This is a genomic window from Ottowia thiooxydans DSM 14619 (genome assembly GCF_000422885.1).
GTDB classification, from domain to species: domain Bacteria; phylum Pseudomonadota; class Gammaproteobacteria; order Burkholderiales; family Burkholderiaceae_C; genus Ottowia; species Ottowia thiooxydans.
In genome coordinates this window covers 75,909-90,203 of sequence record NZ_AUGX01000010.1, presented here as the reverse complement: position 1 = coordinate 90,203, position 14,295 = coordinate 75,909, and the positions used below count along the sequence as shown (strand labels likewise).

Annotated in this window: 14 protein-coding genes; 10 read left to right on the top strand and 4 right to left on the bottom strand. The window is 55.3% G+C overall.

Annotated features, from left to right (window positions below; genetic code table 11):
- Positions 1-73 precede the first annotated feature (73 nt).
- The 4 genes from G518_RS0108115 (at position 74) to G518_RS0108100 (ending at position 7,960) form a co-directional block, all read left to right on the top strand.
- Positions 74-3,070 carry an ATP-binding domain-containing protein gene (locus G518_RS0108115; RefSeq protein WP_028602101.1) on the top strand — a complete coding sequence of 999 codons (2,997 nt, stop codon included), beginning with the start codon at positions 74-76 and terminating at the stop codon, positions 3,068-3,070.
- A 75-nt stretch (positions 3,071-3,145) separates the two neighbouring features.
- A complete protein-coding gene (locus tag G518_RS0108110) occupies positions 3,146-6,238 on the top strand; it encodes a type III restriction-modification system endonuclease (protein ID WP_028602100.1) in 3,093 nt (1,030 codons plus the stop codon).
- A 44-nt stretch (positions 6,239-6,282) separates the two neighbouring features.
- Positions 6,283-7,332 (top strand): hypothetical protein, encoded by a 1,050-nt coding sequence (locus G518_RS0108105; RefSeq protein WP_028602099.1) that lies wholly within the window; start codon positions 6,283-6,285, stop codon positions 7,330-7,332.
- Entirely contained in the window at positions 7,319-7,960 is a 642-nt protein-coding gene (locus G518_RS0108100) for a hypothetical protein (protein WP_028602098.1), read from the top strand. The genes G518_RS0108105 and G518_RS0108100 overlap by 14 nt, the downstream gene beginning before the upstream one ends.
- A 37-nt stretch (positions 7,961-7,997) precedes the next feature.
- Here the strand turns inward: G518_RS0108100 and G518_RS0108095 are convergent, their stop codons facing one another.
- A complete protein-coding gene (locus tag G518_RS0108095; protein ID WP_028602097.1) occupies positions 7,998-8,231 on the bottom strand; it encodes a hypothetical protein in 234 nt (77 codons plus the stop codon).
- Positions 8,232-8,525: 294 nt separating this feature from the next.
- On the opposite strand from G518_RS0108095, the gene G518_RS0108090 reads away from it, so the two are divergent.
- From G518_RS0108090 to G518_RS0108065, 6 genes are all read left to right on the top strand, one after another.
- Positions 8,526-8,828 carry a hypothetical protein gene (locus G518_RS0108090; protein ID WP_051236236.1) on the top strand — a complete coding sequence of 101 codons (303 nt, stop codon included), beginning with the start codon at positions 8,526-8,528 and terminating at the stop codon, positions 8,826-8,828.
- A 1-nt stretch (position 8,829) separates the two neighbouring features.
- Entirely contained in the window at positions 8,830-9,225 is a 396-nt protein-coding gene (locus G518_RS0108085; RefSeq protein ID WP_028602095.1) for a hypothetical protein, read from the top strand.
- Between the two features lie 116 nt (positions 9,226-9,341).
- Entirely contained in the window at positions 9,342-10,304 is a 963-nt protein-coding gene (locus G518_RS0108080; RefSeq protein ID WP_240939491.1) for a site-specific integrase, read from the top strand.
- 165 nt (positions 10,305-10,469) lie between these two features.
- The gene (locus tag G518_RS39210) at positions 10,470-10,640 is read left to right on the top strand and encodes a hypothetical protein (RefSeq protein WP_084651585.1); all 171 of its coding nucleotides are present in this window, start codon (positions 10,470-10,472) and stop codon (positions 10,638-10,640) included.
- 14 nt (positions 10,641-10,654) lie between these two features.
- Positions 10,655-10,894, top strand: a complete 240-nt coding sequence (locus G518_RS0108070; RefSeq protein ID WP_205904793.1) for a hypothetical protein — start codon at positions 10,655-10,657, stop codon at positions 10,892-10,894.
- Positions 10,895-10,953: 59 nt separating this feature from the next.
- The gene (locus G518_RS0108065) at positions 10,954-13,095 is read left to right on the top strand and encodes an ankyrin repeat domain-containing protein (RefSeq protein ID WP_245597922.1); all 2,142 of its coding nucleotides are present in this window, start codon (positions 10,954-10,956) and stop codon (positions 13,093-13,095) included.
- Positions 13,096-13,233: 138 nt separating this feature from the next.
- Here the strand turns inward: G518_RS0108065 and G518_RS0108060 are convergent, their stop codons facing one another.
- From G518_RS0108060 to G518_RS34360, 3 genes are all read right to left on the bottom strand, one after another.
- Positions 13,234-13,635: an HVO_A0114 family putative DNA-binding protein gene (locus G518_RS0108060; protein ID WP_028602091.1), complete on the bottom strand. Its 402-nt coding sequence runs from the start codon at positions 13,633-13,635 to the stop codon at positions 13,234-13,236.
- On the bottom strand, positions 13,632-13,961 hold the full coding sequence (locus tag G518_RS0108055; protein WP_051236303.1) for a toxin-antitoxin system TumE family protein: 330 nt from the start codon (positions 13,959-13,961) through the stop codon (positions 13,632-13,634). Before G518_RS0108055 ends, G518_RS0108060 begins: the two co-directional genes overlap by 4 nt.
- 69 nt (positions 13,962-14,030) lie before the next feature.
- On the bottom strand, positions 14,031-14,270 hold the full coding sequence (locus G518_RS34360; protein ID WP_036594034.1) for an AbrB/MazE/SpoVT family DNA-binding domain-containing protein: 240 nt from the start codon (positions 14,268-14,270) through the stop codon (positions 14,031-14,033).
- Between the last annotated feature and the right edge of the window lie 25 nt (positions 14,271-14,295).

Sequence of the window (14,295 nt, the reverse complement as noted above, 5' to 3'; positions counted from 1 at the left end):
CCCATTCACTGACGCTACCAAGCGCGAGAGAAACCTGACCATATAGCACCTAATAGCAAGATAAGGGAGAAGCATGACTCTGAGCGAGAAGATCAAGCGCGAATACAGCGCAGACGAGATTGCGATTCTGGAGGGCGTGATCGACTATGCCGACAGGATGATCTACGAAGATCAGAATCTCGATGCCCTAGGCGGATTTGCCGACACGTACGGTTACGTGTCGCATTCCAGCGCACCCTTGTACAAGCTGCTTCGCCGCAGTGCCTATGCCAAGACGGTAGTCATCGATACCGAATTGAAGGGACGACTGAAATTCCGCCTGAGTCAAACCGAGGCCGTATACCCCAATCAAGCTTCGGGCTACTGTACGCCCCACTCGCCGGTGGGCCGAGTGGCCACCATCTTCCAGCCCGGCTATGAAGGCCGTAGCAAGCTGTGGGGCGACTACCGCATCACAGAGGTTCGTTCATTTGACCGCTTCGGCGGACCCGAGTTTGAACCCAATGTGCGCAACTTCCTGCACATGGGGATATTGGGTGATGACGGCAAAGGTGCCGTTTCAGACCTGCGTGCCTTCATTGGGAAGAAACGATCAGCCAAGCCGACGACACCTGCTGAAGAGGCTCAACCACAGGTCATTGAGCCCCGGGCGTCGGTCGTGCAGCCTGAGCCGATCGATCTGCCACCCGCCGTGGTAGAGATTGCCGCGTTCACCGTGGTGGACGAACCCGACGACGCCGACGCCGATTTGGACATTGACGGCGACGAGGACTGGAACCCTGACGAGCCACCGGTCAAGCAAGAAGAGTATTACGGTCTGAGTGAACGTTTTTTTACGCACCAAACCGTCGAACAAAATCAGATCATTGCCCGGTCCCCGATGGGTGCAATGTTTGTCGAGGGTATTGCGGGCTCCGGCAAGACTTCAGCAGCATTGGGCCGAACGAAGATGTTGACCACCTTCAACGCAGCAAGCGTGAGCGATGAGAAGTTATTCCGCGATGTGGTGGGACAAGACCAGGACTACTGGTCAGCGGATTTTGCAGGGCAGTTTTCCCAGGAAAGTTGCGTTGGCTTTGTTCGCACCGGCGAGCTGATTCAATATCTGCAAGAAACTTGCCGTCGCATCGACCTGCCTAACCTGCCTGTACATGAATACAAAGAGTTGCAAACCAAGTTACGCGAGCACCGCCGCCTGACCAGTAGTCCAGTGCCTGGCCGCAGATGGGCTGGGTTTACCGAGGCTCGTGAAGCAAACCAAGCGACAACCATGAGCTGGCTGCATGCAGCAGATCAGGCCATCGCCCGGCAAATATCTGCACGACTCATTGATGCCCTACCAAGCTCTTCAGAATTGGCCGAACCGTTTGAGCCAGATGCCCGCGCCAAGGTAACGCGGGTTACCAAAGTTGCACTCGAACATTTGCAACATGACCTGCATGAAATCGCCGTTGAACTGGCTCAAGCCCCACGCACTGGCGCATTTGCGCTGGACCGCCTGGCCGTTCGACTGCTGAACAAAGTGGAAGACGTTCGCAAGCGCGTGATGGGTGCCAAGGTGATCTGGACCCGCGTTGAAGACCAGACATTGTTTGCGAACGATGAAAATGCGTTGGCGCAAAAGCTTGTCGAATGCAAGGCGGCCCTGTACTTCGTCTCCGGCCAGCGACTGGTTTTCTTGGATGCAAATGGCCCCATCGACTCATCGTTGCAATTGCTGACGGTCACGGGAGAGCCCTTGCAGTGGTCAGATGAAACACGAGCACTAATGACCGCTGGCAAAGTGATTGCACGCGAGCCGTCTGGCAAAAATGTCTACGCTGTGGCATCCGATGTAAACCACTTGTTCATTCGTCTGTTGCCTGAGGCAACAGAATTGATTTACGCACCTGTAGACGGTGCATTGCGCCGCCTTCCTCGCATGCTGGGTTGGGGACGCGCCAAGCTGCCGTTGTTGCCTACCGATGATGGCAAGGGAGACGAAGAACTGGCAGATGAAGAAGCGGATACAACGGTAGAGACAACAGCGCCAGGCCAGCCAAGAAGCAGTACGCCGGACACCATGTTTCGCCGTATTCTGCGCCGCAAGCTTTTGCAACCCTTGACCAGCGTGGCCGATCAGTACCTTACTGCTATGCAAGAGTCTGCAGGTCAGTTCCCTGACGTCGCACTGGCAAACCGCCTACATGCGCAGCTGAGCAAGTTCAAATTAGCGGACGAAGACATTGACCTACTGCTGTGCTTGAGCCATTTAATGGGGCGTGGCCTGAAGCAAGGTGGTTTGCGGCAACTACAGGAACCAGCGTTCTATCAAGCTGTGTTTGTCGATGAGGTTCAAGACTTCACCGAACAGCAAGTGTTCTTGATGGTCGGGCAGTCCAATCCCAAGTACCACGCTGTGACGGTAGTGGGCGACATTGCGCAAAAGCTGCACCACGGCAGCAGCATCGATCTGAAGGCCTGTTTCCCCGGCCAAGCACTGCCGCATGTAATGCTGACGGAAAACCTTCGTCAAGCCGATGCACCAGGATTGGCTTTGTTTAGTGCGAGCTTCCGTGCAGTTTTACAAGGTGGAGAGCAACCCTCCACAGCTTTGGCAGAGAAGGCACGACAAGAAGGCGCAAGCTTGGTGCGGCCTCGCATCCAGGTGTGCGAAACAGATGACGCCATGGACGCACGCATTGTTGATGCCCTGGTGTCGGCTAAGCGCCACCAGACCGTGGCCGTCTTGTTCCCTGATTCCGCTGCGGCCGCGAAGACCTACAAGCGCCTTGAGGTGGAATTGCGTGAACGCATGGTTGAGGCGGAGCTTTCAGAGAAGGTAAATCTGGCCCGGCGGCATGTACGGCACTTTGCGGACGTGGCGAATTCCAAAGGCTTGGAGTTCGACGTAGTGCTGCTGGCCGGGGTTGACCGCTACGACCTCAGCAATGCCTCGCATATCAATCGTCTGTATGTTGGAATCACACGCGCACGGCAAAGTCTCATGCTGCTATCCGGCACCAAGACACTGGCTCCACAGTTGGCTGACGTTCGCACTATCTACCAAGACTGTGTAGGCCAGCCATGACACTCCCGTTCCACAGCAATATGAATTTGAGTCTGGCTTGTGTGTACGCACAGGGAACAGACCAAGGTACGAAGCATGAAACTGCATTTTGAATCCGACCTGCCCTATCAAGCCGCTGCCATCGAGGCGGTGTGCGATATCTTCCGTGGGCAAGAGGTCTGCCGCTCGGTGTTCACCGTGACGGCGCAAGCATTGGCCGATTCTGGCCAGCAGAGCTTTGAGGGCAAGCAGTTCACGGCCGAGGGTGGCATTGGCAACGCCTTGCAGTTACTCGTGGACGAAGAGTTGAGCGAGAACTTGCAGAAGGTGCAGCTGCGCAACGGCCTGCAGCCGTCTGATCCGCTGAAGGCCAAGCAGGCGCTGGACTTCACCGTGGAGATGGAAACAGGCACGGGCAAGACCTATGTTTACCTGCGCACGGTGTTTGAGCTGAACCAGCGTTATGGCTTCACCAAGTTTGTGGTGGTGGTGCCGTCCGTGGCCATCAAGGAAGGCGTCAACAAGACGCTTGAGATTACCCGCGAGCACTTTGAGGGCCTGTACCCTGGTGCCAAGGGCTACGAGTTCTTTCAGTACGACTCCGAAAAGCTGGGCCAGGTGCGGAACTTTGCGACCAGCCCCAACATTCAGGTGATGGTCATCACCGTGGGTGCGATCAACAAGTTCGGTGACGAGGCTGCAGCGGCAGCAGAAGAATCCGACGAGGCCAAGCGTCGCGAGAAGTCGAAGAACAAGATGTACCGAGCCAGCGAGAAGACCGGTGGTGAACGCCCCATCGACTTGATTCGCAATACCAGCCCCATCTTGATCGTGGACGAGCCACAGAGTGTGGACGGCGGCATTGACGGCAAAGGCAAGAAGGCCTTGGCCCACATGAACCCGCTGTGTGCTTTGCGCTACTCCGCCACGCACGTGGACAAGCACAACATGGTCTACCAGTTGGATGCCGTGGATGCCTATGAGCAAAAGCTGGTCAAGCAGATCGAGGTGGCCGCAGCCACGGTGCAAGGCGGCAACAACAAGCCCTACGTGAAGCTACTTGCGGTGAGCAACAAGAAGGGGTTCATTACCGCCAGCATCGAGGTGGACAAAGAGAACGCGGTGGGCGCCGTGCGCCGCGAGACCATCACGGTGCAGGACGGCTTTGACCTTGAACAGGAAACCAAACGCCCGCTGTACGGCAACATCCGTATCGGTGAAATTCGCACGGCTAAGGGTGACCAGTTCATCGAACTGAAGGTGCCTGGCAGCGAGGTCTATTTGCGCGTGGGCGATGCCTGGGGCGATGTGGATGCCAGCGCCGTGCAGCGCGAAATGATCCGCCGCACCATCAAAGAACACCTGGACAAGGAAAAGCGCCTTCGCCCGCTGGGGGTGAAAGTGTTGAGCCTGTTCTTCATTGACGAGGTAGCGAAGTACCGCCAGTACGATGACCAGGGCAACGCCGTGAAAGCCGAGTACGCCTTGATGTTTGAAGAGGAGTACAAGCGGTGGGCACGCCACCCCGACTACCAAAGCCTCTTCAACGAGATTGACCTGAGCACCGCCGCCGAAGAAGTGCACAACGGTTACTTCTCCATCGACAAGAAAAAGGTGGGCGGCAAGACGGTGGAAATGGTGAAGGACACCAGCGGTAGTACTGCGGCTGATGACGACACCTACAACCTCATCATGCGCGACAAGGAAAAGCTGCTGAGCTTTGAGTCGCCATTGAAGTTCATCTTCTCGCACAGTGCCCTGAAAGAAGGCTGGGACAACCCCAACGTCTTCCAGATTTGCAACTTCTCCACCCGCGAGACGGAACGCTGGCGCAGGCAGACGATTGGCCGCGGACTGCGGCTGTGCGTGAACCAGCAAGGCGAGCGGCTGCGTGGCTTCGAGATCAACACCCTGACCGTGATTGCCACGGAAAGCTACGAACAGTTCGCCGAAAAGCTGCAGAAGGACTATGAGGATGCTGGCATTGACTTCGGCATCGTCAAGCCGCATGTCTTCTCTGCAATCTCTGTGGAACAGGAAAACGGAGAGCTGGCCGCTTTAGGCTTTGAGGCATCGAAGACCTTGTGGGCGCACCTGAAAGCGCAGGGCTACATCACGGACAAGGGCAAAGTTCAAGACGCACTGAAGACCGCATTGAAGAATGGCACGCTGGTTCTACCTGCTGACTTTGAAGCCCAACGCGCACAAATCGCGGGTGTGCTGAAAAAGCTGTCGGGCAAGCTGGAGGTGAAGAACGCCGACGAGCGCAAGCAGATTGCCGTGCGCAAGTCGGTGCTGGTCAGTGCCGAGTTCAAAGCCCTGTGGGACCGCATCAAGCACAAGACCACGTACCGCGTGCACTTCGACAACGAAAAGTTGATCGAGAAGTGCATAGACGCCTTGAACGACATGCCGCAGATCGCCAAAACCCGGCTGCAATGGCGCAAGGCTGGCATTGCGATAGGGAAGTCTGGTGTTAATGCCACCGAGAAGGCCGGTGCAGACTCAGTCACGCTGAACGAGAACGACATTGAATTGCCGGACTTGCTCACGGAGCTGCAAGACCGCACCCAGCTTACGCGCAAGACGATTGCACGCATCCTGACTGAGAGCACGCGCCTGAACGAATTCAAACGCAACCCCCAGCAGTTTATTGAGCTGACGGCGGAGTCCATCAACCGCTGCAAGCGTCTCGCCCTGGTCGACGGTATCAAGTACCAGCGGCTGGGCGACGAGGCCTATTGGGCGCAGGAGCTGTTTGAAGACCCAAAAAACGTGTTGATGGGCTACCTGAACGAGCACAACGCCCGGATGAACGCCGAAAAGTCGGTCTACGAGCATGTAGCCATTGATTCAGCGGTTGAGTGGGAGTTTGCCGACCAGTTGGAGAAGAACAACGCGGTCAAGGTCTACGCCAAGCTCCCAAGCTGGTTCAAGGTGCCTACGCCATTGGGCAGCTACAACCCTGACTGGGCCGTACTGGTGGAGCGCGACGGAACCGAACGCTTGTACTTCGTGGTGGAAACCAAGAGCAGCCTGTTCGACGAAGACCTGCGCGACCGCGAGGGCGGCAAGATTAAATGCGGCACGGCGCACTTCAAGGCGCTGGCAGTCGGGGAGAACCCGGCTGTTTATGGCAAGTTCACGGATGTGGATGGGTTGCTCAGCAAGGCCGAGTCTTTGCAGTGAATCTAAACTGCGACATATAGAAAAACCACATTTCAGGGAAAACAATGGCTACGAATAAACGCTCAGTCCAGTTTGCGAACTTTATTTGCCACTTTGGCAGCTTGGAAATGCTCGACCTGTGCGAAGAGGTCGTGATTCCAGCGTTCACCGACTCCAAATTCAGGAGGGCATACAAGGACACATCCTATTTTTTCCACGATGTCGAGTTGATCTCTATCCAGGTGGATGGAAAACATCCTGAACCTGCCATCGTTGGAAAATTCGTCAAGGACACCATTCTTCAGCGCGATCAGATTTATGAAAATGGGAAGCTGGTCACAAGCGTCCAAAAACTACCATCAGCTCCGTCGTCATTGTTTGTTCTGATCCTGAGAGACCACAAGTTGTTATTCCTGCCTGAGGTGACAGGTGCGCCTGGACTAGAAAGCTTCTGCACAACCACTGAGCGATTCCTGAAGCATGCACACGAGGCGTTTGTAAAAACCACTTTAGAAAGTCTTCTGGAACAAGAATTTCCAGACGGTGCCAATCGCGATCAAAAAAAGAAAATGAAGGAGTCTGTGCTGGACAGGTATCCCCATCCAAATCTTGAGGTTGTCTCCCTTGCGAGCGAAGACTCTCTAGATGCGTTTGTAGACCGGTTTGATAAGTTGAAAGCCTTCTCCATCAAGTTGCTGAAGCCGAATAACGAAATCAACAATGACGGTCTTTTTAAGAAATTCCGAGCCCAAGGGAATCAGCTTCACGCATCATCCGCAACCGTCAGCTATCGAAATCCAGAAGGCCTTGTTAAAACTCAGGTCAAGGACCATGCGGAAAGCGCACTTGATGGAAATGCGGAGGTAGCACTTTCAGGCACGGATACAGAAGGGCGCAAGTTATCTGGCACCAATGATGACTTCAAAATTCAGGTCTTGATAGATGGGGTTCCGAAAGCGATGAAGGCGGCGGCCCAGAAGTTGTTTTCAATCTTCGCCACTTACAAACAGTCAGGTCAAGTCCGCACCGGAGCCCAAGAGATATCTGTTGAAAAAGAAGTCAAGTTAGTCCGATTGGCTCAACAATTCTCTGGCGGGCAAGATGGCAATACCTGAACCGGACGATCTTGGTCGAGAAAAGACCGTCCTGGCCTTGTATCTATTGGGACGAAAGTTCCCTCACTCGAAATTCAATCGACGCGTAGCCTTGGCGGTAGCAATCGCCTTGACTGCATTCTGCTACATGCAATGGCACAACGCACCTGTGCTTTCGGCTGCGCTCCGAAAGTATGCGGAGGTTGGGCTCTCTTTTAGCACGTCCATCTTGGGGTTCTTGATTGCTGGTTTCACCGTCTTCGTAACGGTAACCAAGCTGGACATTTTCGTTACGATGGCGAAGGTTGAATACGAATCGACGGGCGAAAGCTATTTGAAATACAACCTTGTACAGTTCATGTTGGTTTTCAGTCACTACATTGCCTACCTGTTTGTCTGTATCTGCTTTGCGCTTTTTTCACAGCCACAAGGGCTGGTTTCAGTTCTGATCGGCAAGGCGCTGGCCACCTCTGATTGCGCCTGGAAAGTTGGATTGATTTACAAGGCACCTGTGTCTTTGGCACTTGTTATTTTTGGTGCTTGGAGCGTCTATCTAGTATTGCTGCTCAAGTCTTTTGTCTACAACACGTTTCAAGTCATCACAACCACTGTCCGTTGGGAGCTGGAGAAGCCCCCAGAGGGGCATTGAATGGCTTTGCCTGGGGCACTTCGACCCCAACTAGGCCTTAAGTGATGTTCCAAACCGTGATCCGCGCCGGAAGCACATATTCAAGGTTTTTCCTCAGCTGCTCCGGCGATGCGGAAATGGACTTTCCTTGAACCAGGACTTTCGGGGTGCGGTACACGTTGATGATGGCACCTTCAAGCAGTCGAATCTGCGTACCGTATTGAATTGTTCTAGTCTCCAAGATATGAAACCCATGGTTCAGGAGGCCTTCTTGAATGATCTTTGCAAGCATGTGATTTTCCTTTAAGGTTAATTGCCAATCGCACGGGTGTGCGGGCACTCAGCCTTTACAGTTCGCACAGGAAGCTTCAAGACGTTTGGTCTTGCCAAAGTTAAACAGTGCTCGATCTTTCCCACACGCTCTGATAACTTGAAAAAGCGGCGCATACCGCGCCGTGCCGCAATACCACCAAAGCAGCGATACACCTCTGAATGAAAAGCCAAGTCGGGCAACTGACTTGGCTTTTTTCATTTCCAGTTGCGTTGCAACGGATGGCGCGGCCAACTCGTTATCGGAGCAAATGCAATGCAAACAAAAAACACCGGCACACCAAGTGTGTCCCCGCGCTTCGCACTCGGCCAAGTCGTGGCTACCCCTGCTGTGCTCGAACACCTTGAGCGGCACGGCATCAATGCCAGCGAATACTTGAATCGCCATGTGCGCGGCGATTGGGGCGAAGTGCCGCCAGAAGATGCCGCTGAAAACGAGTTCGCAGTAACGCGCCGCTTGCGTCTGCTTTCAAGCTACACGGTAGCGGGGGAGCGAGTTTGGGTCATAACTGAAGCTGACCGCAGTTCAACTTGCCTCTTGTACCCCAGTGAGTATTGAAATGCAGCGAAACACTGAGCATTTCCATTCGGGCGGCTCCGAGCGGCCAATGCGCGACTTGCTGTTGCAGTTGCCGTTACTGACCGCACGCCCCGGTGAAGCCATTCAGTACGAGGAAGCGGATGCTTTCCTGCTGGTGCAAATCGCTGAAAACGCGGAAGTGGCCATGAACACCATTCACCTCGGTTTGTCGGCCGTGGGGCAAATCCTGGCGCGTGCAGCGCCGGAAGTTGAAACCGGCGAAATTTCCGGTGATGCCACGGAGGCACTTGGCTGGCTGCTGGCTGAGCTGGGAGATTTTGCAGCCACGGCGTTTTGCCTCTCCGCTGCATGCCGCCGCCACACCGCCGACTTCGCGCCACCAACACCCAGGGCAATCGCCAGCGTGCGACCATGAACTGAGCCAACGCATTCCCCGCCAGTTCAGCGGCAGAGACAACAAGCGGCCACCGTGCCGCTTGTTCAAAGTCGGCTGACTAGCGAAAAGTCAACATTACCGCTAACCAAGCAACCATGAAAAACCAACACCCAAACAACGATATGCCATGCGCCGAAACCACCCCAGCCACTGCCATGCCGGGGAAGCGGCGAAAGTTGACGGCAGACAGCTACATGGCTGCCGCGCAGTCAAGCGCCACCAAGCACGGCTATGCCGCCGACGTGCGCCACTTCTGTGACCATGGCGGCACCATTCCGGCCACGCCGGAGCAAGTGATTGCGTACATGGTTGACGCGGCGTCAACTTTGGCGGTTGCCACCCTCGAACGCAGGCTGATCGCCATTGGCAAGGCCTGCGTAGATGCTGGTCACCCCTCCCCCACCAAGCACCCTCAGGTGAAACGCACGATGCAAGGCATCCGGCGCACCATTGGCACGCGCCAGCGGCGTGTCAAACCCGTGGTGAAGGACGATCTGCTGGAAATGCTGCTGGTGCTGGGGCAACAAAAGCCGGTTAAAGCGGCGCGTGACCAAGCCTTGCTGCTGATCGGCTGGGGTTCGGCCATGCGCAGATCGGAACTGGTGGCATTGCGCTGTGAGGACATTACTGAACACGCTACCGGGCTTGAACTGCTGATCGTGCGCTCCAAGACTGACCAGGAAGGGGCGGGCCGAACTTGTTTCATTCCGCACGCCAACGGTGAACGCTGCCCAGTGAAAGCTCTGAAGCAGTGGCAAGAGTTGACGGGCATCCGCACCGGCTGGCTGTTCCGTTCCGTTGACCGGCACGACAACGTGTCGGAAAAGCCGTTGTCGGCACAGTCGGTGGCATTGATCGTCAAAGATGCTGTGCGGCGCGTTGGTGGCGACCCGTCCGCAGTGAGCGGCCACAGTTTGCGCTCAGGCTATTGCACCCAAGCCGCGATTGCCGGTCTTCAGCCTTGGCAAATACGCGACCAAACGGGCCACACCAGTGACTTGATGCTGGCAAGGTACATCCGGCCGGTGGCAAAGCGGAAGCTGCCAAGCTTGCTGTAGCAATACCCTCGAATTCGAGGGATTTAAGAACGTGGGCGGTGACTGGCGAGTACCGCTGTTCAAAAATCCGAAAACTTTGAGCTGTGGCGCGGCAGACGAATTGCAGTCCGTTCAATAACCTTCAGTCCGTTGCCGATTCGAGCAACGTTCATTGAAAGGACCGACATGTCTGCAAAATCTTCCCCCAAGTCTAGCCCCATGACCACCCAAGCCGCCGCTCGCATTCAATCAAGCACAGCTAAAGGTGGCGGCGGACAAGTCAAAGCTGGCTCATTCGCTGCCCGTGCCCAAAGTGCGGCGACGACGAATCAAGGTAAGGCGGCAGGCTCCAAGTAACAGGAGAGGGTTCGATGTCGCTTTTGGTATCGAACCTGCCGATTACCATGCACTACAGCAATGACAAAGAAATCGCCGCCACTGTGCGGCACCTATTGACTAACGGCTGGCGATACATCTCTGGCAAAAAACATGGAAAACTAATTTCACCCAATGGAAAGAAACTCGCCGTTCCCGGCACTCCCAGCGATTGGCGTGCCAGCCTAAACTTCAGGCGAGACATCCGCCGTATTTCATTTTGTACTCAGATATGACCTCTGCTCTACCCCCATACCCCAGGCTCGGAGAATGCGTCAGCGCGATAGTCGGGGCATTGGACATCAAAAAGGTTGGCAGTGATGTCGGTCGCCTTGCCCGTGAAGGAGACTTTGACTGGGAGAAGCTTGACGCCGTCATACAAACTGTGTTGCTTGAAGGCACGGAACGCTACTACGGCAAAACGGCCCACAAGCTAGTGCTGGCTTGGTTTGCAGAGGTCAAGGAAAGCTATTGCCACCTGCTCTTGGACGTAACGCTTGACTCAGTGGGCAGGGACGACACACTGCCAATTCTGATCGAGGACTTCTTCATCCCTTTCGTGGCCCAGTTTCTGCTGAAAGCGCAGGCTCTGTCGCCTGGCCCTGACTTGTCCCTGATGTTGAGTACCGCGGATTCACCGCTTGCTGTCGTTTTCGGGTGGCTGGACGGGTATCTGCAAGGTCCAACAGAAAAGCTGTTGTATCCAGAAAGCACCGGGACAGATCGCACGGATCGCGAAAAGGTAAGCAAGTGGCGTAATGGCATTGACTTGCCCTCTGCACAGGGTATCAAGCTGTTTTCGCAACGGGTCTTGGACGTAAAGCGCGACAGCACAAAAGGCAGCACCGCCGCATTGTGGCTAATGATCGCCACGGCCCTCACTCGATTCGAACGCGATTGGAGCAGGCCAGTCAGGCCGTTGATTATTCGAGGGTTTGAGAGATCACCTACCGATCATGCAGTGCAAGACCGACTGTGGGAGCTGGTCGGGCGCGTTGGCCACAGTTGGCCTGAACTAGCAGAGCCGGGCAGGAAGCTTTGGTATGAATTGAGGCGAACATCCTCCAAACAAGCGGGCGACCAACAGCGAACACGGGATGAGATCAGCAAACTAGAAGCGCGGGCTGCTGAATGCGACCCAAATGGGCTGACGGCCTACCACTACGAATGGATGAGGGCTCGCTGGCACACCTTGTCTGGTCAGTATCAAGATGCCCTTCCTTACTACCAGCGGGCCTTCGAGTTGGCGAGCTACCGCGTAGGACGTCAGATCAAGGACCTCATCGAAGAATCCGCATGCGTCGCTGGCTTTCTAGCGAAGAAAAACTTCCTGAAGCAGCTCAAGCACGTTGGAATCACGCTGGGCCTGTTCCGGAAACCTGCGTCCGGTACGGGCGTGCTTGACGAATGGGAAATAGAGCAGTTTGTGCAGATGCTGCCCAGGCTTTTCCCAACACGAGGGCGCTTCGTTGAATGTGAGCCAGACCTGTCGGAGCTACCTGCGCCCGGCCTCATGGCTATATCCAAGGAAACGGTCGAAGAACTCAAGATAGACCTCAAAAAACTTGATCGCGTCCGGTCAGTGCAGTTTGCCAGCGGCGAGGTGCGGCGTTGGCCACAACTCAGGCTCTTTGCGTCATTCGGTCAGGCATCTCAAGTGAAAGCCTTGCTGGATGCCGGTGCCCCGGTCGACGATCTGGACAGTTCCGGTGCTTCGGCACTTCTCTGCGCATTGCAATACGCGGAAGCCACCGGAAACCGTGATGTACTCGACTTGCTCTTGGTCATCCCTCACCAAGTGGCGACCATCAATGCCATGACGCACAAAAAGCGCCTCACTCCACTTATGTGCGCCATTGATTTGGGGGCGCCAGATGTAGTCCGAGCATTGTTAGATCAGAAGGCCGACAAAAACCAACACGCGCTCACAGACAACCAGACGCCACTGTATTACCTGGTCTCACAACTGTTTTTCAAGGTGAATCCGAATAGGATGCTTGAAAAGTTGACTCTGGCGCTGCTCACCGAGCCCGATCTCGTTCAACAGGACACGATGAGACGGTTTGGGGTTGGTTTTTCGGGCACATTCGGTAATGATACCGATCTCGTGCGATCCAACCCTGAATGGGCCTTGGCGACGGCTAGATCACTCGTAAATCTTCACACCAAACGGCACACCGTCGGTAAGTTGACTGAGATTGCGGCAATTCTGCTGGAGTCCAAGGCTAGCCCCAACGCCCCACACCACTATCCGGTTCCAGGGCGCACGCCCTTAATGCTGGCGGCTGAAAGCGACCTACCAGAGGTTTTTGACCTCATGATGCAACATGGCGGAGAACCACTACGGCCAGATACTGCTGGTCAGAACTGCATGCAAATCGCAGCCTCGTTCAGGTCAGTGAAAATCATGGGCTACCTTCGGAGTCGAGGCTTTTGAAGTTTGAAATCCGCATCACTTATCAAAAGGTAATGCGGAGTTCTCTTTGCACTCGGGAATTACCAAAGACGCTGTTATGCCGTGACTTTGCCAGGTGCAAGCCCTACGGCGGATTTCACCTCAGGAGGCTCCTTGTCTCTATGCAGCAGCAATCGAGGCGTTGATAGAGATGGTGCTTGCCACCGGCATCACGACCTTCTTCCGGCCATGTCCTTCATTGCTGACTGACTCCACCTTGACGAGCCCAAGCTCTGACAGTTTGGACACGTCCCGCGACACCGCACTCGGGTTGCGATGCGATGCGATGGCGAGGTCAGCAATCGAATGCCGCCCTTTGCTGGCAATACGCAGCAGCTCGAACCGCTTCGGGGTGAGCTGAGTCAGAAAGTCTTCAAACTCGAAGCTGGTAAAGACCTTTGAATAGGGCAACGATTCGGCTTGTTCATCCAAGGCACGCGCAACCGCTTTGCTCCTCAACGAGTGAGCTTTCAGGGCTGGACTTTTCGCAAAGTCTGCCAAAGTGATCTTTTGTTTCGTCATATCTGTTCTCCGTTGACGAACTTGATGGCAATCGCCTGCCACTCCCGCTCGAACCGCTCATACAACTCTTCGTAGCTGGTGAATGGGTCAGCGGCGATAGAACCCATATAGTGGCGATGAGAGTAATCGTGGCTGTTGTCATACCCAAGCACCCGGCCGTTGTCGCCGCTGAAGATCCGCGGGTTGATGTACGCGAGCGCATAGCTGACGACCTTCTTTGAAGGCAGTTCACGAATCACCCGCTCTTTCAAGGTTCCTCCGCCCAGTCGGCTGGGGATTTTCACGTCCGACGGGGCGTAGATTTCCTGCTTTTTGGGTTGCTTCATGTTTTCAGTAATGATGTATGAAGTCATGCCTGCTGTCAAGTGGCGCGGGCGGATTGCCCTTGCGGGGGGTCACCACTGCGCCGCGACCTCTTCGTCTGAGAGAGGCTTGGCAGCAGTAGGAACCCCGTCTCCGACCAGCGGCTTGAAGACTGCGGGAATGTCCCGCGCCTTGACTACTCGTACCAGGATTTCGCCCGAGTCGAGCAAGCGCACATAGACTTGATCGCCCGCCCGGATGGCTGCACGCTCCGTCACGTATTTGGGAAGTCTGAGTCCGAGGCTGTTGCCCCAGGCGGAAACGGTTGCCATAGCGGGTTTGCTCCATTGATATACA